Below are 23,449 nucleotides of genomic sequence, written 5' to 3'. Positions count from 1 at the left end.
GCCGGAATCATGGCGCCGCTGCCCCGCATCCGTGTCGACTTCCGTGCGGTGACCTCGCGCACGCCCGGTGTCCGAGGCGACGATGGTGCGTATGGCCATGCCTCCGGTACCGCCCCAGCAGCCGCCCGGCCCGCCCCTGGGCGGCGGCTTCGGACCGCCGTCCCACGGGGGAGCGCCACCGCCCCGGCCGCCCGGGGACCACGGCGGCGGTCCGGGACGCGGCCCCGGCGGGCGGAGGGTCCTGCTCGTCCTGCTCGCCGTGATCGTGGCGGTCGTGGCCGTCTCCCTCATCGTGCTCATGGCCTCGGGGGACGACGACTCGCCGGACAAGGAGCCCGGCGAGAGCGCCACGGTCACCGGCGGCCCTCCCGAACCGTCGCCGGGCATCCCCTCCTGGCTGCCCAGCGATCTGCCGTCCGGCCTGCCCACCGAGCTGCCCTCCGGCTTCCCCACCGAGCTGCCGAGCGGGCTGCCCAGCAACCTCCCGAGCGGTCTGGAGTCGCTGCTGCCGTCCCTGGGGGACGTCCGACTGCCCTGACGGGACGGCGCGGGACGCGGTCACGCCCCGGCGGCACCCTCCGCCGAGGCCAGGGCGGTCGCCGGGTCCCGCGCGGGACCCCCCGCCGGGACCCAGCGGCCGCGTTCCTCGCGGTACGGCCACCAGCGGCCGTCGCGGCTCAGCCGCAGCTGCACCGGCGCGTCGACGACCGTCCAGCGGTTGGCCCGGGCCCGCAGAGCCGGCCGTTCGTCCTCCTCCCAGGCCGAATCCAGGGCGGCACGCGCGCGTGCGAGGGTGTCGCCCCGCACCGTCCACTCCTCGTCGAGCACGGCCAGTGCCGCCGCACCGCCCTGCCGCCAGGCCCGTACCGCCACGGCCAGCCCCTCCCCGCCCCGGCCCGACCCCTCGGCGAGCCGGTCCGTCACCGCGGGGTCGGGCTCGCCGGCGGCCAGCCGCACCGCGTCCCGCGCCACCGACGGCTCCACGGCATGCGCGTCGGCCTCTCCCCGCAGCGCCTCCTCCAGCAGACGGTGGGCCCGCGCGGCGGTCCGGGCGGCCAGGAACTCCAGCGCGGGCGGGTCGATCCCGGCCACCGGCGCGGCCTCCGTGTCCAGCGACGGCGGCACCCCCGGCCCGGCGGGGAGCGAGGGAGGGCCGGGGAGCGACGGCAGGATGTCCCCGGCCGCGTAGGCCTCGGCCGCGTCCGTCCCCTCCGGACCTCGCGTGGACCGCCCCGCGGAGGCGTCGCCGTGCGACTGCAGTGCGTCGAGCAGGGCCCGCTCACTCCGTCCCCGCATCAGCAGCAGGACGAACGGGTCCTGGTCCAGCAGCCGGGCCAGCTGGTAGCACAGTGCCGCCGTGTGACCGCAGTGGTCCCAGGCGCCGCAGTCGCACTCCGGCTCCAGGTCCCCCGGCCCGGGCAGCAGGTCGACGCCGGCCAGCTCCGCGTCCTCGACCAGGTGGGTGGGCATCTCCCGGTCGAGCAGTGCCGCGACATGACCGGCCCGCGCGACGGTCATGGCCAGGAAGCGGTCCCACTGCTCCCCGGACAGCTCCTGCAGCAGGACGTCCGCGCGGTGCGCCGTACGGTCCCGGTCCTGGACGACCGCCGTGATGCGGCCGGGCCGTACGGACACCGCGCCGACCGCGCCCGCACGGGCGAGCCTGCGGCCCGCCTTCAGCTGCGCCAGGTCCAGTGCCGTGCCCTCCAGCGCCGTCAGCCAGGCCAGGCCCCACCAGGTCCGCGCGAAACCCCGGCCCCGCGCGGGCGGCAGCGCGGGGAAGGTGCGTTCCGTGCCGCCGGCCCCCGTGTCGTACGCGTTCATCGCGGCTCCCCTCGCAGTTCGACCAGATCCGTCAGCTCGGCGTCCGTCAGTTCGGTGAGCGCCGCCTCGCCGCCGCCGAGCACCGCGTCGGCCAGCTCCCGTTTGCGCGCCAGCAGTTCGGCGATGCGGTCCTCGACGGTCCCCTCGGCGACGATCCGGTGCACCTGCACGGGCCGGGTCTGGCCGATGCGGTACGCGCGGTCCGTCGCCTGCGCCTCGACGGCGGGGTTCCACCAGCGGTCGTAGTGCACGACGTGCTCCGCCCTGGTGAGATTCAGTCCGGTGCCCGCCGCCTTCAACGACAGCAGGAACACCGGAACCCCGCCGTCCTGGAAACGGCGGACCATCGCCTCACGTTCGGCGACCGGTGTACCGCCGTGCAGGAACTGCGTCGGTACTCCCCGCGCGGCCAGATGCCGCTCCAGCAGCCGGGCCATCCGCACGTACTGCGTGAACACCAGGACACCGGCCCCCTCGGCGAGGACGGTGCCGAGGAGCTCGTCCAGCAGCTCCAGCTTCCCGGACCGGCCGGCGACCACCGGGCGCTCCTCCTTGAGGAACTGCGCCGGGTGGTTGCAGATCTGCTTCAGGCCGGTCAGGAGCTTCACGATCATGCCGCGCCGCGTCATGCTGTCGGCGCCGGAGATCTCGGCCAGCGCCTCGCGCACCACGGCCTCGTACAGGGCCGTCTGCTCCTGGGTGAGCGACACGGCGTGATCGGTCTCCGTCTTCGGCGGCAGCTCGGGCGCGATGCCCGGGTCCGACTTGCGGCGGCGCAGCAGGAACGGCCGTACCAGCCGGGCCAGCCGGTCCGCCGCGGCCGGGTCCCGTCCGCCCTCGACCGCGTCCGCGTACCGCGCCCGGAAGGTGCCGAGCCGGCCCAGCAGACCGGGAGTCGTCCAGTCGAGGATCGCCCACAGTTCGGACAGGTTGTTCTCCACCGGAGTGCCGGTGAGCGCCACGCGCGCGCGTGCGCCGATGGAACGCAGCTGCCGGGCGGTCGACGAGTAGGGGTTCTTCACGTGCTGCGCCTCGTCGGCGACGACCATGCCCCACGCGGCCCCGGCCAGCCGGCCGGCGTCCAGCCGCATGGTGCCGTACGTGGTGAGCACGACCTCGCCGTCGGCGAGGTCGTCCAGCGCTCGTCGCGCACCGTGGTAGCGGCGCACCGGAGTGCCGGGCGCGAACCGCTCGATCTCCCGCTGCCAGTTGCTCATCAGCGAGGTCGGACACACCACGAGGGTGGGTCCCGCGGACGCCGGATCGGTCTGGCGGTGCAGGTGCAGCGCGATCAGGGTGACGGTCTTGCCCAGGCCCATGTCGTCGGCGAGACAGCAGCCCAGGCCCAGTGAGGTCATCCGGGCCAGCCAGTTCAGACCGCGCCGCTGGTAGTCCCTGAGGGTGGCGGCGAGCGCGGCGGGCTGCTCGACGGGCTCCTGCGTCTCAGGGTCCGCGAGCCGGTCCCGCAGGGCCGCCAGCCACCCGGTGGGCCGCACCTCGATCCGGCCGCCCTCGACTTCTGCGGAGCCCGTCAGCGCCGCGCCGAGCGCGTCGGCGGGCGTGATCCTGTGGTCCTGGCGCGCACGGGCCCGGGCCAGTTCCCGGGGGTCGATCAGGACCCACTGGTCGCGCAGCCGTACGAGCGGCCGGTTCAGCTCGGCCAGCCGGTCCAGTTCCTCGCGCGTGAGGTGCCGGTCGCCCAGGGCGAACCACCAGTCGAAGGCGAGCAGCGCGTCGGCGGACAGGGTCGAGGGACCTTCCGCGAAGCCGTTCCGCGCGGGCACCGGTTCGGTGCCGGCGGGACCGACCTCCGCGCGGGTGGTGAGTTCGCGGACCAGCTCCCTGGGCCAGTGCACGTCGACGCCCGCGCCGGCGAGCGCCCGGCCGCCCTCGCCGAGGAGGTCGGTGATCTCCTCCTCCGCGAGTTCGACCGCGTCCGGCACCGTCGCCGACAGCAGGGGGGTGAGCGGCGCCCAGGCGCGTGCCGCGCGGCGCAGCGCGAGCAGGGCGTCCATGCGCGCACGCGCCCCGAAGGCCGCGTCCGAGGTTCCTGCCCACACGTCGGCGGCGTCCGCGACGAGGGCGGGATCGCTCAGCCCGTGCATCTGCAGGACGGCCCGGAACGACACGTCCGCGCCGTCGTCCGCCGCGTCCGTCAGCCCGCGCACCTCGACGCGCAACGACAGCCGCACCCCCGCGTCGTGGCCGGCGGCGATGTCCGCGGCCCAGGCCCGCAGTCCGGGCAGCCGCTGCGGGCGGGGTACCGCGAAGGCCGCGGTGCCCGTCACGAGGCGGGCGGCGGGTGAGCGGGGGAGGGTGTCGGCGACGGCGTCGAGGAAGGCGCGCACCAGCTCCTCGGGGTCGGGCAGACGCGGCGCCCCGGTGCCGTCCAGCGGCACGGCGTGCGCCTCGGGCGGCATCGCGGCCGCGAGCCGGCGGATCGCCTCGATGTCCTCCGCGTCCAGCGGGCCGACGCGCCAGGCGTCGTGGTCGGCGGGGGACAGGCCCGGCAGCAGCAGACCGCGCGCCACCAGATGCAGGGCGTGCACGGCCGCCGCGCCCCAGAACACGGTGGCCCGGTGCCCCTCACCGGTGGCGCGCGCCCGCGTGAGGACGGGCAGCGCGGCGTCCACCGGCAGCAGGGTGGCCGGCACGCGCACCGTCTCGACGCCGTCGTCGCCGGGCACGACGACGGTCAGGTACTCGGCCGGGGCGGCGTCCACGGACGGGGGAGCGGAACCGTCGGGCCGCCAGAACGCGATGCGTCCGGTGCGGGCGGGATCACCGGGGACGAAGACGGCAGGACAGCGGGCCGGTGCGAAGGGCGCGGAGGCGAAGGCCGGGGGAGTCTTCTGCGCAGCGATGACAGGAGTCCTCAAACTTGACTAGTGGAGCCGGAGTCGCCGAGGGTACAGGATGAGCGGGTCGACCGGGTGTGCCTGCGCTGTGAGCCGAGTCACCATGGAGGAGCGCCGAGGGCCGGGCGTCGAGAGGCCCCCGCGGGCTCCCGGAGACCCTAGGGGGCGCACCTCAGGGACGGCTCAGGGTCGCGGTCCGGAACCGCCGGAGGCGCGGGCCCGTTTTCAGAGCAGAGAGCGGCAGTGGCCGCGAAGGAGGCGACACTCATGTCGAACAACGCCAAGATCGCCGCGGGGGGTGTGGCGGCCGGACTCATCCTGCTCATCTGGCTGCCCTGGTGGGCCGCCCTGCTGATAGTCCTGGGAGTTCCGGCCGCCGCGTACCTCGCCCTGGATCCCGCGCAGCGGCGCAGGCTGCGCCGCGTCTCGCGCAAGGAGCTGGGCCGCTGAGGCGGCGCTACCGCGTCGCCCCGCCGCCCCCCAGCGCGCAGGAGTCGACCACGTCGCCGTCCGCGGGCCTGCCGATGGTCCGGTCCGCGGGCGGTGTGACCCCGCGTTCCACCCAAGCGACCAGAGCGTCGAACGCCGAGCGGTAGCAGGGCAGGATCGGCCGCAGCCGGTCCGGATGGGAGTCGTACAGGCCGTCGACGTGCGTGCCGTCCTGCACCGTGTAGTAGCGGTGCAGGCGTCCACGCCCGTTCGACTCGATCAGGCCGGCGTACACATCGGAGTCGACGGCCTTGGGCAGCAGCGCGTCCAGATCACCGTGCAGGGTGATCATCGGCCGGCCGATCCGCCCGGTGAGCGCCACCCGGTTCACGGCACGGTGCACGGACGCGGGACGGGAGGCGTAGTCGTAGGCGGCGTCCGAGGGACACGGCGCCAGGATCTGCTCCGCCGTCGACCCCGCGGAGGGGCCCGGGCAGCCGGGGTCGTAGGCCGGGTCGAACTCCGCGCGGTAGATCTTCTGGGTGACTCCCCAGTAGGCCTTCTCGTGGTACGGCCACAGGAACTCGGACCCGCGTGCGAAGCCCGCCGCGTACATGTCCTCGTCGGTTGCCGTGCCGTACATCCTGGCCACCGCCACGGGGAGGGAGCGCAGCGGATGGCGCCCCTCACCGGCCCACAGGGTGCCCTCCCAGTCCACCCCTCCGTCGTACAGCTCCGGGTGGTTCTCCAGCTGCCACCGCGTCAGATAACCGCCGTTGGAGACGCCGGTCACGTACGTGCGGCGCGGGGCGTGCCCGTAGCGCTGGGCCACCGCGTGCCGGGCGGCCCGGGTGAGCTGCGTCGTCCGCGCGTTCCACTCGGCGACGGCGTCACCGGGCCGCTTCCCGTCGCGGTAGAAGTCGACACCGTTGTTGCCCTTGTCGGTCGCGGCATAGGCGTAGCCCTGCGCCAGCACCCGGTCGGAGATCGCCTTGTCGGTCGCGTACTGCTTGCGGTTGCCGGGCGCGCCGGTGACGACAAGACCGCCGTTCCAGCGGTCGGGCAGCCGGATCACGAACTGCGCGTCGTGCGCCCAGCCGTGGGTGTTGTTGAAGCGGGAGGAGTCCGGGAAGTAGCCGTCGATCTGCACCCCCGGCACACCGGACGGCGACCGCGTGGCCGCGGCTGTCAGTCCGGCCTGGTCGGCCATGTCGGTGTACGGGGTCCCGGCCAGACCCGTGGTGGTCAGATCGGCGAGACAGGTGCTGCGCTGGTGGGCCGCGCCGGGCACCCGCACCCGCTCCTGGCGTGCGCAGTGCCCGTCCCCGGCCGCACCGGCCGGAGTCGGGGCGGAGAGGGTGACGGCGGCGAGGACGGCGGCGAGCAACGGAACGCCGGGGGAGGGGCGCATGACGGCCTCCGAAAGGACGGGCAGCGGACATCGGGCACAGGGCTGATCACGGAACTGCCCCATGGTGAGGGCCCGACCTCGCCGGCATCGATGGGTTGGCGCCATACGGCACGGCGCCCGCACGTGGGGTCGCAGCACACGCTAACGTCCCTCGCCCGGCCCCCCGCCGAAGGCCGCGCCTGTTCAGAGCGGTCGTACGGCCATCTGGTCGAGCGCTTCGAGCAGGCCCGGCAGCTCCGGTCCCCGGCCGACCGGGAGGACTTCGCCGGGTTCGTCGTCGAGCAGGACGAAGGCGATGTCGTCCGTCCTGGCCACCAGGGACCAGCCGGGTCCGTCGGCGCGCAGCGTGCGCGCGCCGCCCGGTGCGAAGGACGAGCGGACCCGGCCGAGCGGCGGCGGCGAGTCGACGTAGGCGCGCGCCTCCGCCAGGACGCGCCGGATCCCGCTGTGACCGCCCGACGGCACGTGCCGGCCGTCGTCGTCCTGGTCCGTCCGGTCGTCGCCCGCCTCCTTGCGGCCGTCCTCCGAGGAGCCCTCGGGGCCTTCGGCCGGCTCCGCCGAGCCGCCCGGCACCTGGAACGCCGTGTCGTCGACCTGCTCCCGCCAGACCGCCCACTGCAGCGCGATCTCGTCGGCACCCAGCCGGCGCTGGGCCGGCCCCCAGACGCCGGCGTCCGGCGGCGTCAGCGCGGGCCCGTCCGCGGCGTCGGGGCCGGGGTCGTGCGGCGCGGGCACGTTCGGCGCCGCCACGGCCACCGCCAGGGGCCAGCCGGGCAGCGCGGTGACGACCGTGCGCTCGTCCGGCGACAGATCGTGCTCCATGCCGCAGTCCCAGGACGCGATCGCGACGGCGACCAGGGAGACGTCGTCGACGACGACGGTCCACCGGGCGCCCTCGCCGTCCTGGCCGAGCACCAGCCCGTACCCGTCGGCGACGGGCGGAAGGCCGAGCGCCGCGCACGCCTCCGGATAGTCGTCGCCCAGCACGCTCGGGAACTTCGCGGGCGTCAGCAGCGCCGCCGTCAGCACATAGAGCGCGTCGTCCGCGGCGGCGGCCTCGTCCGTCCCGGCCATCCCAGCCTCCCCATAGGTTCGTCCATCGGCGCGCACCCTATGCCGACCCCGAGCCCCTTGTCACGACCCCCACCGCCGCGCCCGGAGCTGCAGGTTTCCGGCCGGACGGGGCGAATCGACCACGCACCGGCGGGCGGTTCAGGCGGCCGGGAGCCCCAGCAGCGCCCGCGCGACCGTCCCCGGGGACTCGTCCCGCTCCCGCGCGAGCGCGATGACCGCACGGCACGCCAGCTCGTTCACCCCGAACGACAGCGCTTCCGGCGACACCCAGCCGGCCGCCTCGTCGATCCGGTCCTGATCGTCCTCCGCGCAGGCCGAGACGTAGGCCGCGGCGGCTTCGAACAGGTTGTGCGGACGTTCCTCGCGCCCGGCCCGTTCCACCGACCGCGCACTGCCGGCCGCTCTGCTCCCGATCCCACGAACCTTTCGCCACACGCGGCTCACCTTCCCCCTGCCCGATTGTCCTCACCGACCGTTCATCTCCTGCTGCCCAACGTAGAGTTGCGGCGTCGGCGGCAGAAGGGGGCGGCACGGTGCGACGCTACGAACGGCTGGAACGGATCCGGCGGATGGACCCCCACCGGGAGGCAACGGAGATCTACCGGCTCAGCGTGGCGTACGAGTTCCCCTGGGACTTCACCCGGTCCCTGGAACTGGCCCTCTACCGCACCTACGCCGTGCCCGGCATCGGCCGCCTGCTCGCCGCGACGGCGGAACTCACCGACCGGCCCCAGAAACGCTACGACGACACCTCGCTGCTCCTGGACGCCGTGGTCGAGCACGGCTTCGGCAGCGTGCAGGGCCGTACCGCGATCGGCCGCATCAACCGGATGCACCGCGCCTACGACATCCCCGACGACGACATGCGCTACGTCCTGTGCACGTTCGTGGTGATGCCCAGGCGGTGGATCGACGCCTACGGATGGCGCCGGCTGTCGCGGCACGAGATCGTCGCCAGTGCCGTCCACTACCGGACCCTCGGCCGGCACATGGGCATCAAGGACGTCCCCCGGTCCTACGAGGAGTTCGAAAGCTTCCTGGACGCCTACGAGGAGGCCCACTTCGACTGGGACGCGGACGCACGACGGGTCTCGGACGCCACCCTCGACCTCATGATCTCCTGGTACCCGCGCCCGCTCGCCCCCGTGCTGCGCACCGCCACGCTCGCCCTGCTGGACGAACCTCTCCTGCGTGCCTTCCGCTACACCCCGCCGAGCGCGGCAACGCGCGCGTGGGTGCGCCGCGCGGTACGGCTGCGGGGCCGTGCCGTCCGGCTGCTGCCGCCCCGCAGGGCCCCGCACTTCGCCCGGCAGAACCGGGAGATCAAGAGCTACCCGGACGGCTACCGGCTGGCGGACCTGGGGACCAGCCCCGTGCCGGGACTGCGGGGCTGCCCGGTGCGGCACCCGGACTGACCCCGGCGCACGGCCGGGAGTTCAGTCCGCGCGCACGGCCAGCGCCAGGAACCGGTCGTCCTCGTCGGCGTACGACGTCATGCGCCAGCCCGAACGCGTCAGCAGTGCGCGCAGGTTCGGCTCCGCGCGGAGGTCGTCCGGTGTGATCGTGCGGCCCTGGCGCGCGGCGAGTGCCGCCCGGCCGATCGGGTGGAACAGCGCCAGCACACCGCCGGGACGCACCACCCGCGCGATCTCCCGGAGGTCGCCGGCCGGGTCGGGCAGATGCGCGATCAGCCCGGCCGCGAACACGGCGTCCAGCGAGGAGGAACGCAGCGGCAGCGCGGCCACGTCGGTCAGCAGCAGCACTCCGTCGCGGTCCCGCCCGGCCCGCGCCGCCTCCCGCAGCATGGCCGGGGTGAGGTCCGCGCCGAGCACCACGCCCGAGGGCCCCACGGCCGCGCGCAGCGCGGGCAGCGCCCGCCCGGTGCCGCAGCCCGCGTCGAGAACCCGGCCGCCCTCCCGCAGGCCGAGCTCGGCGACCGCGGCCGCGTAGGCCGGGGCGTCGTCGGGGAAGCGGCGGTCCCAGTCCGCGGCACGCGCGGTGAAGAACTCCTGGACGTGTGTGTGGTCGTCGCTCATGCCCCGCATGATTCCGCACCGGTGGGAGCGACGGCACGACCCTCACCGGGACGGGCGGCACCGCCGTGCGCACGCCGAGGCGTGGCGCGGTCGCTCCGGCGCGGCGCCGCCTCGGATCCGGACCGCTTCCGGCCCGGCGTCAGCCCGCGACGTCCGCCTCCGCCACGACCTTCTCGACCGTGACCCGGACGAGGAGCTCGCCGGGCACCGCGTTGCGCGCCCCGAACTCCTCGGCGCGGTCCTCGCCCATGTACCGCGCGCCGATCCGGGTGGCCCAGTGCCGGAGCTCCTCGGGGTCCTCCGAGAGCCTCGCCCGGCCCTGCAGCACCACGAAGCCGAACGGCGGACGGTCGTCGTCCACGCACAGCGCGACCCGCCCGTCGCGGGCCACGTTGCGTCCCTTCACGGTCCGCGCGCCGGTGGTGAAGACCACGTCGTCCCCGTCGGCCACGAACCAGATCGGCGCCACATGCGGGCCGCCGTCGGCACGGACGGTGGCGAGCTTGGCGGTGCGGGTCCCGTACGAGACGAACTCCCGCCACTCTTCCTCGGTCATCTTGTGTCCCATGGCCTCCATCCTCCTTGCCCGGCGCCCGGTCGTGGGGAAGGCTGGCGCGGGGGACCCTCCCGCGGGGAGGGACGGCACACGGGGCAGACCGCGGGGAAGAGCAGGGGGAGATTCACGACATGGGGCAGAACCAGGGACTGGACTGGCTGCTGGACGACCTGACCCAACGCGTCGAACACGTACGGCACGCGCTCGTCCTGTCCAACGACGGGCTGGTGACGGGCGCGAGTACGGGGCTGCGCCGGGAGGACGCGGAGCACCTCGCCGCCGTGTCGTCCGGCCTGCACAGCCTCGCCAGGGGTTCGGGACGGCACTTCGGCGCGGGCGGGGTGCGCCAGACGATGGTCGAGTTCGACGACGCGGTGCTCTTCGTCACCGCGGCCGGCACCGGCAGCTGTCTCTGCGTGCTCAGCGGTGCGGAGGCCGACATCGGCCAGATCGGCTACGAGATGACGCTGCTGGTCAACCGGGTCGGCGAGCATCTGGACGTGGACACCCGCCGACCGGAACCGGGCACAGACCTCTGACCTGGGGTCCGTCCCTTTCCCACGCGAGTTGTCCACAGGCCCGTCACGGAAGGTGACGGAGCGGCTACTTTGTGTGCGAGCGGCGCATCCGGCGCCGGCCGCCCACACTCCACGGGGGAGACGAGCATGCCCGGTCACCACATCCGCACGCACGACGCGACGGCCACCGTCACCGCGGAGCGGACCTCGGCGGACCGCGACACCTGGGTCACGACGGGCCGCGCGGCGCGGGAGCTCTGCCTGAAGCGCTCCGAGTTCGACCTCGCCGTGCGCCTCGGACGGATCCGCACGGCCCGCGACGACTGCGGTGGAGGCCGACGGGTCGCGCGGGCCGAGATCGAGCGGCTGCGTGCCGGGCCGGGATTCCCCGAGACCCTGCGCCGGAGCGTGCGGGCGGTGGGCACCACGGAGGGCGCGGCCCTCATGGAGGTGCCGAAGACCCGGTTCACCCGCCTGGCGAGGCTGGGACTGCTGGTGCCGGTGAGTTTCCGTCTCAACCGGTACCGCGCCGTGGTCTGGCTGTATCCGGCCGAGGAACTGGGGCTGTTCCGGGCCGACGGCAGAAACGCGCAGTTGCTGACGGGACGCACGCCGGAGAGCCTCAGGAGCCGGCTCGACGCCGGCCTCGACCTGCGTCCCCGCAACTGGCGCGCCCGGCACCTGGGTCACCTGCTCCGTCAGGCCGACGACCCCTGGGCGCGGGCCGGGGCCGTGGCGTCACTGCTCGACCCGCTGCATGCGTCGCAGGTCGTCGAGGACCTCTGCGACCGGTCACACCTGGGCAGGTTCCGCGAGCAGCCGCCCGCCCACGGCGCCCCCGGCTCACCGGCCGCCCACCTCGCTCGGGACCTCATGACGGCCCGGGATCCCGACGAGATCGCCTGGCTGCAGGCCGATCTGGCCCGGCTGACACAAGAGGCGCGGGACCACCGGCCGGCGCCCCGCCCGGCGCCCCGCCGCCCCGGCCCCGCCCCGCGGACGCCCCGCGCCGCGGAACCGGCCCGCGGGAAACTCCGTGGCCTGCTGGGCCGCTGGCGCCGCTGAGGCCGGTGCGCTACACCGCCCGGAACAACCCCTCCTGCACGACGGACACCAGCATCCGCCCCTCCAGGTCGTAGATCCGCCCGCGGGCCAGGCCCCGTCCGCCCGTGGCGATCGGCGACTCCTGGTCGTACAGGAACCACTCGTCCGCCCGGAAGGGGCGGTGGAACCACATGGCGTGGTCCAGCGACGCCATGTCGAAGCCGCGCGGGCCCCACAGCGGCTCCACCGGGATCCGCACGGCGTCCAGCAGGGTCATGTCACTGGCGTAGGTGAGGGCGCAGGTGTGCACCAGCGGATCGTCGCCGAGCGGGCCGACCGCACGCATCCACACCGCGCTGCGCGGCTCGGCGCCCCGGACGTCCTCCGGCGCCCAGCGCAGCCGGTCCACGTAGCGGATGTCGAAGGGCTGCCGGCGCGCCATCCGCTCCAACTGCTCCGGAAGCGCGCCCAGATGCTCACGGATCTCGTCGGTGACCGTCGGCAGCGACTCCGGGTCCGGGACCTTGCGGGCCGGCGGCAACTGGTGCTCGAAACTCCCCTGTTCAGGCTTGTGGAAGGAGGCGGTGAGGTTGAAGATCGTACGGCCCTGCTGCACCGCGGTGACCCGGCGGGTGGTGAACGACCTGCCGTCCCGCACCCGTTCGACCTGGTACACGATCGGCACCCCGGGCCGGCCCGGACGCAGGAAGTACGCGTGCAGCGAGTGCACCGGACGGTCGCCCTCCGTGGTGCGGCCGGCCGCGACCAGGGCCTGGCCGGCCACCTGGCCGCCGAAGACCCGCTGCAGCGACTCCTGCGGGCTGCGGCCACGGAAGATGTTGACCTCGATCTGCTCCAGGTCGAGCAGGGCGACGAGGCTCTCGGCCGGGTTCGTCATGGGTGGGATTCTCCTCTGCTCACAACTGGCCGACATCGGTGACGCGGACGACCGCACGGCCCTCCGCGTCGGAGGCGGTGAGGTCGACCTCGGCACTGATGCCCCAGTCGTGGTCGCCGTTCGGGTCGTCGAAGATCTGCCTCACCCGCCACAGCCCGTTCTCCGGCTCCTCCTCGATCAGCAGCAGCTTCGGTCCGCGGGCGTCGGGGCCGGTGCCCAGCTCCTCGTACTCGTCCCAGTACGTGTCCATGGCCTCGCCCCAGGCGCCGGCGTCCCAGCCCGACTCGGCGTCCAGTTCACCCAGCTCCGCCACCTGGTCCAGGGCGGCGAGCTCGACCCGGCGGAACATGGCGTTGCGGACCAGGACGCGGAAGGCGCGCGCGTTGGCGGTGACCGGCTTGACCTGGTCGGCCTTCTCCTGGGCCTCCTCGGCGGTCATTTCCTCCGGATTGGCCAGCTGCTCCCACTCGTCCAGCAGGCTCGAGTCGACCTGGCGCACCATCTCGCCCAGCCAGGCGATCAGATCCTCCAGGTCCTCCGACTTCAGGTCGTCGGGCACGGTGTGCTCCAGCGCCTTGTAGGCGCCGGCGAGGTAGCGCAGCACGATGCCCTCGGTGCGGGCCAGCTCGTAGTGGGACACCAGCTCCGTGAAGGACAGTGCCCGCTCGTACATGTCCCGGATCACGGACTTCGGCGACAGCGGATGGTCACCGACCCAGGGATGGCTCTTGCGGTAGGTGTTGTACGCGTGGAAGAGGAGCTCTTCCAGCGGCTTCGGGTAGGTGACGTCCTGGAGGCGCTCCATGCGCTCCTCGTACTCCACCCCGTCGGCCTTCATCGCGGCGACCGCCTCGCCGCGCGCCTTGTTCTGCTGGGCGGCGAGGATCTGGCGCGGATCGTCCAGGGTGGACTCCACCACCGACACCATGTCCAGCGCGTACGACGGCGACTCGGGGTCCAGCAGTTCGAACGCGGCCAGCGCGAACGTGGACAGCGGCTGGTTCAGCGCGAAGTCCTGCTGCAGATCCACGGTGAGGCGGACGATGCGGCCCTCGGCGTCCGGCCGGTCGAGCTTCTCGACGATGCCGCCGTCCAGCAGCGAGCGGTAGATGGCGATCGCCCGCCGGATGTGCCGCAACTGCTGCTTGCGCGGCTCGTGGTTGTCCTCCAGCAGCCGGCGCATCGCCTCGAAGGCGTTGCCGGGCCGGGCGATCACCGACAGCAGCATCGTGTGCGTGACCCGGAAGCGCGAGGTCAGCGGTTCCGGCTCGGAGACGATGAGCTTGTCGAAGGTCTGCTCGCTCCAGGCGACGAAACCCTCGGGCGCCTTCTTGCGCACGACCTTGCGGCGCTTCTTCGGATCGTCACCGGCCTTCGCCAGGGCCTTCTCGTTCTCGATCACGTGCTCGGGGGCCTGGGCCACCACGAAGCCCTCGGTGTCGAAGCCGGCGCGTCCGGCACGGCCCGCGATCTGGTGGAACTCGCGGGCCCGCAGGGTGCGCACGCGATTGCCGTCGTACTTGGTCAGCGCCGTGAACAGCACGGTGCGAATGGGGACGTTGACGCCCACACCGAGCGTGTCCGTGCCGCAGATGACCTTCAGCAGACCCGCCTGCGCGAGCTTCTCCACCAGCCGCCGGTACTTGGGCAGCATGCCGGCGTGGTGCACACCGATGCCGTGCCGGACGTAACGGGACAGATTGCGGCCGAACTTGGTGGTGAAGCGGAAGTTGCCGATGAGTTCGGCGATCCGGTCCTTCTCCTCGCGCGTGCACATGTTGATGCTCATCAGCGCCTGCGCCCGCTCCACCGCCTGCGCCTGCGTGAAGTGCACGATGTAGACCGGCGCCTGCCGTGCCGCCAGCAGATCGGTGAGCGTCTCGGTGAGCGGCGTGTACCGGTACTCGTAGGACAGCGGCACCGGCCGGGTCGCCGAGCGGACCACCGAAGTGGGGCGGTCCGTGCGGCGGGTCAGGTCCTTCTCGAAGAAGGAGACGTCGCCGAGCGTCGCCGACATCAGCACGAACTGCGCCTGCGGCAGCTCCAGCAGGGGGATCTGCCAGGCCCAGCCCCGGTCCGGTTCCGCGTAGAAGTGGAACTCGTCCATCACGACCTGGCCCACGTCGGCGTTCCGGCCGTCGCGCAGCGCGATCGACGCCAGCACCTCGGCGGTGCAGCAGATGACCGGGGCGTCCGCGTTGACCGACGCGTCACCGGTGAGCATCCCCACGTTCTCCGTGCCGAAGATCTTGCACAGCTCGAAGAACTTCTCGGACACCAGCGCCTTGATCGGCGCGGTGTAGAAGGTGACCTCGTCGCGTGCGAGTGCGGCGAAGTGGGCGCCCGCCGCGATCATGCTCTTGCCGGACCCGGTGGGCGTCGACACGATCACGTTCGCGCCGGAGACCACCTCGATCAGCGCCTCCTCCTGGTGGGGATAGAGCGTGAGACCGCGCTCCTGGGCCCACGACTCGAAGGCTTCGTACAAGGCGTCGGGGTCGGCGGTCGGCGGCAGCTGATCGATGAGGGTCACGTCCCCATCTTGCCTGCCCGGCGGTCCGATGCGGGAATCGGCTACGGGCCCGAAGATCGCGACCGCTACGCTGTGTCGCCGGCGGAGCGTCGACGCGGCCGGTCAACCGGACAGCGGCGAAAGAGGAATGGGGCGGGCAACGGGGATGATGGGACCAGCACACTCACTGTCGGGCGCCGCGGCCTGGCTCGGGGTCGGTGCGGCCACGGCCGCCGCCGGACACCCGATGCCCTGGCCGGTGCTCCTGGCCGGCGCCCTGATCTGCGCCGGTGCCGCGCTCGCCCCGGACCTGGACCACAAGGCGGCCACCATCTCGCGGTCCTTCGGGCCCCTGTCCCGATGGCTGTGCGAGGTCGTCGACAAACTCTCCTACGCCGTCTACAAGGCCACCAGGAAGCAGGGCGACCCGCGCCGCTCCGGCGGGCACCGCACGCTCACGCACACCTGGCTGTGGGCCGTCCTGATCGGCGGCGGCACCGCGGCCCTGGCGGTCAACGGCGGCCGCTGGGCGGTACTGGCCATCCTCTTCGTGCACATGGTGCTCGCCATAGAGGGCCTGCTGTGGCGCGCGACCCGCGGCTCCAGCAGCGACGTCCTGGTGTGGCTGCTGGCGGCGGCCACCGCCTGGATCATCGCGGACATCCTGGACCAGCCCGGCAACGGCTCCGACTGGCTGTTCACCGCGCCGGGCCAGGAGTACCTGTGGCTGGGGCTGCCGATCGTGCTGGGGGCGCTGGTGCACGACATCGGGGACGCCCTGACCGTCTCCGGCTGCCCGATCCTGTGGCCCATACCGGTGGGCCGCAAGCGCTGGTACCCGATCGGTCCGCCCAGGTTCATGCGGTTCCGGGCGGGCAGCTGGGTGGAGCTGAAGGTGCTGATGCCCGCGTTCATGCTGCTGGGCGGGGTGGGCTGCGCGGCGGCGCTGAACGTGATCTGACGGCCCGGCCCCCGCGGGACTCACCCGGCGCCCTCACCGCCGTACCGGCGCTCGAAGCGGGCGACCCGGCCCTCCGTGTCCACGGTCCGGGCCTTGCCCGTGTAGAACGGGTGGCTCTCCGAGGAGATCTCCACGTCCACCACCGGGTAGGTCTCACCGTCGTCCCACTCGATGGTCTGCTCGCTGGTCGCGGTGGACCGGGTGAGGAAGGCGTATCCGGCGGCGCGGTCGCGGAAGACGACCGGGCGGTAGTCGGGGTGCTTGTCCTGCTGCATGAATGCTCCTCGGGCGACTCGGGACCGCGCTGCGGCGGGGGAGCGGCGGGGTCAGCCGGGCAGGGTGTCCTCGTCGACGACGTGCATGGCGGCCTCCTCGGCGGAGGCGGCCGCGCCGTCGATGCCGACGTCCGTGGCGACCAGCGCCTCCTCCTCGTCCTCGTGCGCCCCTTCGTCCGGCGCCACGAGCCGGCCGGAGCGTGCGGCGCCGACCTCGTTGTCCAGGAGTTCCCCGTCGGTGCCCGAGGAATCCCCGAGCCCGTCGCCGTCGAAGGCGGCGGGATCCGGAACCTCCTCGGCGAGCCGCTGGTCCAGCGTCTCGCCCTCGTGGCGCTCGGCCGCCGTCACGCCGTAGTGCTCCACGGCCCAGGGCCGCTCCGGAGGGGACCAGCCCCGGTCGAGGGGGTCGGCGACGCCGTCGTTCTCCAGGGTGTCCTCGGCGTCGAGCAGTCCGGCGTCGTCCTGGATCTCGGACGCGTCGGGCTGGTAGACGTCGTCTCCCCAACCGTCGGCGCTGTTCACGGGTACCTCCAGAGGGTGGGGACGGGCCCGTTCCCGCCGCGGCCGGCGCCGGGCCGGCCGCACGGGGCACTGGCGCCACCCGCTCCCCGGTCCGCCGGGATCCGGGTGCTCCCCGAGCCGGTGCCTGACTCCAGCCTTCCACCGGAGCTCCCCACCGCGCAACGCCACGCCCCGCGGGGGCGGCGCGCGCCGGTCCCCGTCGCCCGGCCCCACGGGAGCGGCGAGCGCACGCCGCGCGACGGCGCGGGGTCAGCCGTGCCAGGACCGCCACAGTGCCGCGTACGCGCCGTCCGCCGCGACCAGCTCGTCGTGGCTGCCCAGCTCGCTGATGCGGCCGTTCTCCACGACGGCGATGACGTCCGCGTCGTGGGCGGTGTGCAGACGGTGGGCGATGGCGACCACCGTCCGGCCGTCCAGGACCCGGGCCAGGGAGCGCTCCAGATGACGTGCCGCGCGCGGGTCGAGCAGCGAGGTCGCCTCGTCCAGGACCAGCGTGTGCGGATCGGCCAGCACCAGCCGGGCCAGCGCGATCTGCTGGGCCTGGGCCGGGGTGAGCGCGAACCCGCCCGAGCCGACCTCGGTGTCGAGTCCCTCGTCCAGCGCACGGGCCCAGCCGTCCGCGTCCACCGCACCGAGCGCCGCCCACAGCTCGGCGTCCTCGGCGCCGGTCCGGGCGAGCCGCAGATTGTCGCGCAGGGAGCCCACGAAGACGTGGTGCTCCTGGTTGACCAGGGCCACGTGGGCCCGGACCCGTTCGGCGGTCATGCGCGACAGCTCGGCGTCGCCGAGAGTGACCCGCCCGTCGCGGGGCGCGTAGATGCCGGCGAGCAGCCGGCCCAGCGTGGACTTGCCGGCGCCCGAGGGGCCGACCAGCGCCAGCCTGGTCCCGGGGGCGACCTGCAGGGACACCTCGCGCAGGACGTCCACGCCCTCCCGGTAGCCGAAGTGCACCCGGTCCGCGTGCACCCGGCGTCCCTCGGGGACAAGACCGGCGTCCCCGGCGTCGGGCTCGATGTCCCGGACCCCGACGAGCCGGGCCAGCGACACCTGCGCCACCTGCAGCTCGTCGTACCACCGAAGGATCAGCCCCACCGGGTCGACGAGCATCTGCGCGATCAGCGCGCCGGTGGTCAGCTGGCCGACACCGATCCAGCCCTGCAGGACGAACACCCCGCCGATCATCAGCACCGAGCCGAGCACGGTCACGTGGGTGATGTTGACGACGGGGAAGAGCACCGACCGCAGCCAGAGGGTGTAGCGCTCCCAGGCCGTCCACTCCCCGACCCGCTGGTCGGTCAGTGCCACGCGACGCTGGCCGAGGCGGTGCGCCTCCACGGTCCGTCCCGCGTCCACGGTCTCCGCCAGCGCGCCGGCCACGGCGGCGTAGCCGGCCGCCTCCGAGCGGTAGGCGGCCGGGGCCCGCCGGAAGTACCAGCGGCACCCGGCCACCAGCAGTGGCACCGCGACCAGCACGGCCGGCGCCAGCTCGGGCGCCGTGACGACCAGTCCGCTCAGCAGCAGCACCGCCCACACCACGCCGATGGCCAGCTGAGGCACGGCCTCCCGCATCGCGTTGCCGAGCCGGTCGATGTCGGTCGTGATGCGCGACAGCAGATCACCCGTGCCCGCCCGCTCCAGCACCCCCGGCGGCAGCCCGACCGACCGCACGAGGAAGTCCTCGCGCAGATCGGCCAGCATCCGTTCACCGAGCATCGCCCCGCGCAGCCGGACCTGCTGGACGAACACCGCCTGGACGGCCAGCGCGAGCAGGAAGAACCCCGCCGTGAGCCCCAGATGCAGCTCCCGCTCCCGGTCCGGGACCCGCTCCACCAGTCCCCCCAGCAGATACGGGCCCACCATGGAGGCGATCACGGCGACCGTGTTCACGGCGATCAGCAGCAGGAAGGCCCGGCGGTGCCGGCGCAGCAGCTCCGTCACATAGGCGCGCACGGTCGCGGGCGCGCCCACGGGCAGCGTGCCGGCCGTGGTCGGGGCCGCCGGGTCGTAGGCCGGTGGCGCCACGCCGATCATGCCGTCTCCTCGATCTCTCGCAGCTGTTCCCGCTCTTGCAGCTCTTCCAGTTCGCGCAGGCGCCGGCCGTCGCGCGGCACGCCGTCACCGACCAGGGCCTCGGCCGGCGCGGCCTCGTCCTCGGTCTCGCGGGTCACCACGGCCCGGTACCGGGGCTCGGTGCGCACCAGCTCGCGATGGCTGCCGACCGCGGCGACGGTGCCGTCGTGCAGGAACACCACCCGGTCGGCCCGGTCCAGCAGCAGCGGGGACGAGGTGAACACGACGGTGGTGCGGCCCGTCCGCAGGGCGCGCACGCCCTGGGCGATCCGGGCCTCGGTGTGCGAGTCGACGGCCGAGGTGGGCTCGTCCAGGACGAGCACCTCCGGGTCCGTGACCAGCGACCGGGCCAGCGAGAGCCGCTGGCGCTGCCCGCCCGACAGGGACCGCCCGCGTTCGGTGATCCGGGAGTCCATCGGGTCGTCGGCGCACAGTGAGCCCTGTACCAGCGCCGCCAGCACGTCCCCGCACTGCGCGGCGTCCAGCGCGGCGTCCGGGGCGACCGCACCGGAGCCGGGTACGTCGAGCAGCTCGCGCAGGGTGCCGGAGAGCAGCACCGGATCCTTGTCCTGCACCAGGACGGCCCCCCGCGCGCATTCCAGCGGCAGTTCGTCGAGGGGCACCCCGCCGAGCAGCACCGAGGTGCCCTGTTGCGAGGCGTGCCCACCGAGCCGTTCGGCCAGCCGTCCCGCCGCGTCGGGGTCCCCGCAGACCACTGCGGTGAGCCGCCCGGCGGTGGCGAGCAGGCCGGTCGCCGGGTCGTACAGGTCACCGGCCGGGGTCTCGGCGGCGCGTGATCCCGCGGTGTCCGTGGCCCGTTCGAGGGACAGCACGCGCGCGACCCGCCTGGCCGAGGGACGCGAGAAGGAGTACGCCATCGCGATCTCCTCGAAGTGCCGGATCGGGTAGGTGAGCAGCATGACCGAGCTGTAGACGGTGACCAGTTCCCCGACGGCGATCCGGCCGTCGCGGGCCAGATGGACGCCGTACCAGACCACCGTGATCAGCAGCAGCCCCGGAAGGAGTACCTGGATCGCGGCGATCAGCGACCACATCCGCGCACTGCGCACGGCGGCGTGGCGGACCTCCTGGGAGGCGCGGCGGTAGCGGTCGAGGAACAGGTCCTCGCCGCCGATGCCGCGCAGCACACGCAGCCCGGCGACGGTGTCGGAGGCGAGTTCGGTGGCCCGTCCGGCCTTTTCGCGCTGGACGTCCGCCCGCCGGGTCGCGCGGGGCAGCAGCGGCAGCACGGCGATGGCCAGCACGGGCAGTCCCACCGCGACGACGACTCCGAGCGCCGGCTGGTAGGCGACCAGCCCGGCGCACACCAGCGCGATGGTGACCGCGGCCGCGGTGAACCGTGACAGGGCCTCGACGAACCAGCCCACCTTCTCGACGTCACCGGTGGAGACGGCCACGACCTCGCCGGCGGCGACCCGCCGGGTCAGCGTGGAGCCCAGCGTCGCGGCCTTGCGGCCCAGGAGCTGCTGCACGCGGGCGGCGGCGGTGATCCAGTTGGTGACGGCGGCGCGGTGCAGGAAGGTGTCGCCGACCGCGTTGCCCACGCAGGCCAGTGCCAGCAGGCCCCCGGCCAGCGCGAGCCGCCCGCCGGAGCGGTCGACCGCGGCCTGGACGGCGACACCGACGCAGAACGGCAGCGAGGCGACGGAGACGAAGTGCAGCAGGCCCCAGGCCAACGCCGTGAGCTGCCCGGACAGCTGGTTCCGGAAGAGCCACCACAGGAATCGGGGACCCGAGCGTGCGTCGGGCACCCCGGGGTCGGGATACGGAAGGTCTTGAATCTGCATGACGTCCCAGTGGCTCGGTCAGCGGGCGGCGGAAGGGGAAGCGGAGGGGGCGGCACCGGGTCGGGGCGGCGCCGGTGAGGGGGAGCGGGCATGCCTGCGCGCCGTCCGCGGACGGAAGCAGCAAACCGTGACAGGTTGACGCCGCCGCGTACGGTGGGGCAACCGGTTTTCCACGCCGTCGCGCGGAACCGGCGATCCGGCCGGCGGCCGTCACCTCACGGGCATCAGGCGGACGCGTCACGGCACGGCGGCGAGACCGTCCCGTCGACCAGGGTGTTCAGCAACTCGCCCAGCGTTTCGCGCTGTTCGTCCCCCAGCGGGGCCAGGATCTCCTCCGCCGCGCTCCGGCGCGCCACGCGCAGTTCACGCAGCGCCGCGCGCCCGTCGTCGGTGAGCTCGATCCGGATCACCCGCCGGTTGGCCGGATCCGGCACCCGCCGCACCTTGCCGTGCGCCTCCAGCCCGTCGACGAGGGTCGTCACCGCCCGGGGGACCACCTCCAGCCGCTCGGCCAGGTCGGCCATGCGGGGCGGTGAGCCGTAGTGTGCGAGCGTGCGCAGCAGCCGTGACTGGGCAGGGGTGATACCGAGCCCGCGCCGCTCCAGATGGCGCTTCTGGATGCGATGCACCCGGCGGGTGAGCCGAAGCAGCTGCTCGGCCAGCAGGCCGTCGGGATCGGGGGCGGTCATGCGGGAACAATATCAGGATGCCGTTCATTGTGAGTATAGGTAACAATGAGCTGGGCTCCACCCCGCCCGGGAGCCTCCCCGGCGCCCGTCCCGAAGGAGACGCGCCCGTCCCGAAGGAGACCATGCACCCCGATCACCGGCCCGACTGGACCCCGCCCGCCGACGCCGAGGAGCAACCCCGGCAGGTGCGGCGCATCCTCGAGCTCTTCCGCCCCTACCGGGGTCGCCTCGCGGTCGTCGGCCTGCTCGTCGGCGCCGCGTCGCTGGTCTCGGTCGCCACACCGTTCCTGCTGAAGGCGATCCTCGACGTCGCGATCCCCGAGGGCCGCACCGGGCTGCTGAGCCTGCTGGCGCTCGGCATGATCCTCAGCGCGGTCCTCACCAGCGTCTTCGGCGTGCTGCAGACCCTGATCTCCACGACCGTCGGCCAGCGCGTGATGCACGATCTGCGCACGGCCGTCTACGGGCGGCTCCAGCGCATGTCGCTCGCCTTCTTCACCCGCACCCGCACCGGTGAGGTCCAGTCCCGCATCGCCAACGACATCGGCGGCATGCAGGCCACCGTGACGTCCACGGCGACCTCCCTGGTCTCCAACCTCACCAGTGTGGTCGCCACCGTCGTCGCGATGCTCGTGCTCGACTGGCGGCTGACCGTCGTGTCGCTGGTGCTGCTGCCGGTGTTCGTCTGGATCAGCCGCCGCGTCGGCAACGAACGCAAGAAGATCACCACCCAGCGCCAGAAGCAGATGGCCGCGATGGCCGCCACGGTGACCGAGTCGCTCTCGGTCAGCGGCATCCTGCTGGGCCGGACCATGGGCCGCTCCGACTCCCTGACCGGCGCGTTCTCGGACGAGTCGGAGCGCCTGGTCGACCTGGAGGTGCGGTCGAACATGGCCGGCCGCTGGCGGATGGCCGTCATCACGATCGTCATGGCCGCCATGCCGGCCGTCATCTACTGGACGGCCGGCATCGCGCTGCGGACGGGCGGCCCGGAGGTCTCCATCGGCACGATCGTCGCCTTCGTCTCGCTCCAGCAGGGCCTGTTCCGCCCGGCCGTGAGCCTGCTGTCCACCGGCGTCCAGATCCAGACCTCGCTCGCCCTCTTCCAGCGCATCTTCGAGTACCTCGACCTCCCGGTCGACATCACCGAACGCGAGGACCCGGTGCACCTCGACCGGATCAAGGGCGAGGTCCGCTTCGAGAACGTCACCTTCGGTTACGACGACAAGAGCGGCCCCGTCCTCGACGGCATCGACGTCACCGTCCCCCCGGGTGGCAGTCTCGCCGTCGTCGGCCCGACCGGAGCCGGCAAGTCCACGCTGGGCCATCTCGTGCCGCGGCTGTACGACGTCACGGGCGGCCGGGTCACCCTCGACGGGGTCGACGTCCGCGACCTCGACTTCGACACGCTGGCCCGCGCGGTCGGCGTCGTCTCCCAGGAGACCTACCTCTTCCACGCCTCGGTGGCGGACAACCTGCGCTTCGCCAAGCCCGGCGCCACCGACGAGGAGCTGCACGCGGCGGCGAGGGCCGCCCAGATCCACGACCACATCGCGTCCCTGCCCGACGGGTACGACACCGTGGTCGGCGAGCGCGGTCACCGGTTCTCCGGCGGTGAGAAGCAGCGCCTGGCGATCGCCAGGACGATCCTGCGGGACCCGCCCGTCCTGGTGCTCGACGAGGCCACCAGTGCCCTGGACACCCGGACCGAGGCCGCCGTCCAGCAGGCTCTCGACGCGCTGTCGGCCGACCGGACCACACTCACCATCGCCCATCGGCTGTCCACCGTCCGCGGTGCCGACCAGATCGTGGTCCTCGACTCCGGCCGCGCGGTCGAACGCGGTACGCACGAGGAACTGCTGGAGCGGGACGGGCGCTATGCGGCCCTCGTACGCCGGGATGCCCAACTGGAGCCGACAAAATGAAGATATGCCAGGTTTATGGGGGTATGCGGGTTACCGTGC

21 protein-coding genes are annotated in these 23,449 nt (G+C 73.5%); 7 read left to right on the top strand and 14 right to left on the bottom strand.

Translation table 11 applies throughout. The annotated features are described in order from the left end of the window. Positions 1–91: 91 nt before the first annotated feature. Complete coding sequence (locus tag F1615_RS20170) at positions 92–538, top strand: hypothetical protein (protein WP_149550415.1); 447 nt, start codon at positions 92–94, stop codon at positions 536–538. A 20-nt stretch (positions 539–558) separates the two neighbouring features. Here F1615_RS20170 and F1615_RS20165 read toward each other — a convergent pair whose 3' ends face one another. Further along, positions 559–1,824: an SWF or SNF family helicase gene (locus tag F1615_RS20165; protein ID WP_149550414.1), complete on the bottom strand. Its 1,266-nt coding sequence runs from the start codon at positions 1,822–1,824 to the stop codon at positions 559–561. Further along, entirely contained in the window at positions 1,821–4,688 is a 2,868-nt protein-coding gene (locus tag F1615_RS20160; RefSeq protein WP_149550571.1) for a DEAD/DEAH box helicase, read from the bottom strand. The genes F1615_RS20165 and F1615_RS20160 overlap by 4 nt, the downstream gene beginning before the upstream one ends. 261 nt (positions 4,689–4,949) lie before the next feature. Here F1615_RS20160 and F1615_RS20155 point away from each other — a divergent pair, with 261 nt between their 5' ends. Beyond that, positions 4,950–5,132: a hypothetical protein gene (locus F1615_RS20155; RefSeq protein WP_149550413.1), complete on the top strand. Its 183-nt coding sequence runs from the start codon at positions 4,950–4,952 to the stop codon at positions 5,130–5,132. Positions 5,133–5,139: 7 nt separating this feature from the next. On the opposite strand, the gene F1615_RS20150 is transcribed toward F1615_RS20155, so the two are convergent. The 3 genes from F1615_RS20150 to F1615_RS20140 form a co-directional block, all read right to left on the bottom strand. Next, a complete protein-coding gene (locus F1615_RS20150; protein ID WP_149550412.1) occupies positions 5,140–6,522 on the bottom strand; it encodes a tannase/feruloyl esterase family alpha/beta hydrolase in 1,383 nt (460 codons plus the stop codon). A 183-nt stretch (positions 6,523–6,705) separates the two neighbouring features. Further along, positions 6,706–7,596 (bottom strand): hypothetical protein, encoded by an 891-nt coding sequence (locus F1615_RS20145; protein WP_149550411.1) that lies wholly within the window; start codon positions 7,594–7,596, stop codon positions 6,706–6,708. Positions 7,597–7,734: 138 nt separating this feature from the next. Beyond that, a complete protein-coding gene (locus F1615_RS20140; RefSeq protein ID WP_244328806.1) occupies positions 7,735–8,010 on the bottom strand; it encodes a hypothetical protein in 276 nt (91 codons plus the stop codon). Between the two features lie 119 nt (positions 8,011–8,129). Here F1615_RS20140 and F1615_RS20135 point away from each other — a divergent pair, with 119 nt between their 5' ends. Then, complete coding sequence (locus F1615_RS20135; protein ID WP_167533807.1) at positions 8,130–9,011, top strand: oxygenase MpaB family protein; 882 nt, start codon at positions 8,130–8,132, stop codon at positions 9,009–9,011. A gap of 21 nt (positions 9,012–9,032) precedes the next feature. Here the strand turns inward: F1615_RS20135 and F1615_RS20130 are convergent, their stop codons facing one another. Continuing rightward, on the bottom strand, positions 9,033–9,632 hold the full coding sequence (locus F1615_RS20130) for a class I SAM-dependent methyltransferase (protein WP_149550409.1): 600 nt from the start codon (positions 9,630–9,632) through the stop codon (positions 9,033–9,035). Positions 9,633–9,771: 139 nt separating this feature from the next. After that, positions 9,772–10,200, bottom strand: a complete 429-nt coding sequence (locus tag F1615_RS20125; RefSeq protein ID WP_149550408.1) for a PPOX class F420-dependent oxidoreductase — start codon at positions 10,198–10,200, stop codon at positions 9,772–9,774. A 119-nt stretch (positions 10,201–10,319) separates the two neighbouring features. On the opposite strand from F1615_RS20125, the gene F1615_RS20120 reads away from it, so the two are divergent. Both F1615_RS20120 and F1615_RS20115 read left to right on the top strand, forming a co-directional pair. Beyond that, on the top strand, positions 10,320–10,727 hold the full coding sequence (locus F1615_RS20120; protein ID WP_149550407.1) for a roadblock/LC7 domain-containing protein: 408 nt from the start codon (positions 10,320–10,322) through the stop codon (positions 10,725–10,727). Positions 10,728–10,853: 126 nt separating this feature from the next. Further along, on the top strand, positions 10,854–11,771 hold the full coding sequence (locus F1615_RS20115; protein WP_149550406.1) for a DUF6397 family protein: 918 nt from the start codon (positions 10,854–10,856) through the stop codon (positions 11,769–11,771). Between the two features lie 10 nt (positions 11,772–11,781). Here F1615_RS20115 and F1615_RS20110 read toward each other — a convergent pair whose 3' ends face one another. Both F1615_RS20110 and F1615_RS20105 read right to left on the bottom strand, forming a co-directional pair. Beyond that, positions 11,782–12,648: an acyl-CoA thioesterase gene (locus F1615_RS20110; RefSeq protein WP_149550405.1), complete on the bottom strand. Its 867-nt coding sequence runs from the start codon at positions 12,646–12,648 to the stop codon at positions 11,782–11,784. Positions 12,649–12,667: 19 nt separating this feature from the next. Next, positions 12,668–15,211: a DEAD/DEAH box helicase gene (locus F1615_RS20105; protein WP_149550404.1), complete on the bottom strand. Its 2,544-nt coding sequence runs from the start codon at positions 15,209–15,211 to the stop codon at positions 12,668–12,670. A 115-nt stretch (positions 15,212–15,326) separates the two neighbouring features. Here F1615_RS20105 and F1615_RS20100 point away from each other — a divergent pair, with 115 nt between their 5' ends. Further along, complete coding sequence (locus F1615_RS20100; RefSeq protein WP_149550403.1) at positions 15,327–16,121, top strand: metal-dependent hydrolase; 795 nt, start codon at positions 15,327–15,329, stop codon at positions 16,119–16,121. 20 nt (positions 16,122–16,141) lie between these two features. On the opposite strand, the gene F1615_RS20095 is transcribed toward F1615_RS20100, so the two are convergent. The 5 genes from F1615_RS20095 to F1615_RS20075 form a co-directional block, all read right to left on the bottom strand. Then, positions 16,142–16,396 (bottom strand): type B 50S ribosomal protein L31, encoded by a 255-nt coding sequence (locus tag F1615_RS20095; RefSeq protein ID WP_149550402.1) that lies wholly within the window; start codon positions 16,394–16,396, stop codon positions 16,142–16,144. Positions 16,397–16,447: 51 nt separating this feature from the next. Further along, positions 16,448–16,918, bottom strand: coding sequence for a DUF5709 domain-containing protein (locus tag F1615_RS20090; protein ID WP_149550401.1), 471 nt, complete (start codon positions 16,916–16,918; stop codon positions 16,448–16,450). Between the two features lie 249 nt (positions 16,919–17,167). Next, the gene (locus tag F1615_RS20085) at positions 17,168–18,949 is read right to left on the bottom strand and encodes an ABC transporter ATP-binding protein (RefSeq protein ID WP_149550400.1); all 1,782 of its coding nucleotides are present in this window, start codon (positions 18,947–18,949) and stop codon (positions 17,168–17,170) included. After that, positions 18,946–20,796, bottom strand: coding sequence for an ABC transporter ATP-binding protein (locus F1615_RS20080; protein ID WP_149550399.1), 1,851 nt, complete (start codon positions 20,794–20,796; stop codon positions 18,946–18,948). Before F1615_RS20080 ends, F1615_RS20085 begins: the two co-directional genes overlap by 4 nt. Positions 20,797–21,020: 224 nt before the next feature. After that, on the bottom strand, positions 21,021–21,485 hold the full coding sequence (locus F1615_RS20075) for a MarR family winged helix-turn-helix transcriptional regulator (protein WP_149550398.1): 465 nt from the start codon (positions 21,483–21,485) through the stop codon (positions 21,021–21,023). 122 nt (positions 21,486–21,607) lie between these two features. Between F1615_RS20075 and F1615_RS20070 the strand changes: the two genes are divergently transcribed. Further along, entirely contained in the window at positions 21,608–23,410 is a 1,803-nt protein-coding gene (locus F1615_RS20070; protein WP_149550397.1) for an ABC transporter ATP-binding protein, read from the top strand. Positions 23,411–23,449: the final 39 nt, after the last annotated feature.

The sequence above is a fragment of the Streptomyces marokkonensis genome (genome assembly GCF_008312835.1).
Classification (GTDB): domain Bacteria; phylum Actinomycetota; class Actinomycetes; order Streptomycetales; family Streptomycetaceae; genus Streptomyces; species Streptomyces marokkonensis_A.
Note: the sequence above shows the minus strand (reverse complement) of the source record. Positions and strands in the feature narration are given on the sequence as shown.

Coding starts and splice junctions, on each gene's coding strand:
- F1615_RS20155 (WP_149550413.1), top strand. CDS start 4,950: ATGTCGAACAACGCCAAGATCGCCGCGGGGGGTGTGGCGGCCGGACTC.
- F1615_RS20075 (WP_149550398.1), bottom strand. CDS start 21,485: ATGACCGCCCCCGATCCCGACGGCCTGCTGGCCGAGCAGCTGCTTCGG.
- F1615_RS20095 (WP_149550402.1), bottom strand. CDS start 16,396: ATGCAGCAGGACAAGCACCCCGACTACCGCCCGGTCGTCTTCCGCGAC.
- F1615_RS20150 (WP_149550412.1), bottom strand. CDS start 6,522: ATGCGCCCCTCCCCCGGCGTTCCGTTGCTCGCCGCCGTCCTCGCCGCC.
- F1615_RS20115 (WP_149550406.1), top strand. CDS start 10,854: ATGCCCGGTCACCACATCCGCACGCACGACGCGACGGCCACCGTCACC.
- F1615_RS20165 (WP_149550414.1), bottom strand. CDS start 1,824: ATGAACGCGTACGACACGGGGGCCGGCGGCACGGAACGCACCTTCCCC.
- F1615_RS20085 (WP_149550400.1), bottom strand. CDS start 18,949: ATGATCGGCGTGGCGCCACCGGCCTACGACCCGGCGGCCCCGACCACG.
- F1615_RS20100 (WP_149550403.1), top strand. CDS start 15,327: ATGATGGGACCAGCACACTCACTGTCGGGCGCCGCGGCCTGGCTCGGG.
- F1615_RS20120 (WP_149550407.1), top strand. CDS start 10,320: ATGGGGCAGAACCAGGGACTGGACTGGCTGCTGGACGACCTGACCCAA.
- F1615_RS20125 (WP_149550408.1), bottom strand. CDS start 10,200: ATGGGACACAAGATGACCGAGGAAGAGTGGCGGGAGTTCGTCTCGTAC.
- F1615_RS20080 (WP_149550399.1), bottom strand. CDS start 20,796: ATGCAGATTCAAGACCTTCCGTATCCCGACCCCGGGGTGCCCGACGCA.
- F1615_RS20070 (WP_149550397.1), top strand. CDS start 21,608: ATGCACCCCGATCACCGGCCCGACTGGACCCCGCCCGCCGACGCCGAG.
- F1615_RS20145 (WP_149550411.1), bottom strand. CDS start 7,596: ATGGCCGGGACGGACGAGGCCGCCGCCGCGGACGACGCGCTCTATGTG.
- F1615_RS20130 (WP_149550409.1), bottom strand. CDS start 9,632: ATGAGCGACGACCACACACACGTCCAGGAGTTCTTCACCGCGCGTGCC.
- F1615_RS20110 (WP_149550405.1), bottom strand. CDS start 12,648: ATGACGAACCCGGCCGAGAGCCTCGTCGCCCTGCTCGACCTGGAGCAG.
- F1615_RS20170 (WP_149550415.1), top strand. CDS start 92: ATGGCCATGCCTCCGGTACCGCCCCAGCAGCCGCCCGGCCCGCCCCTG.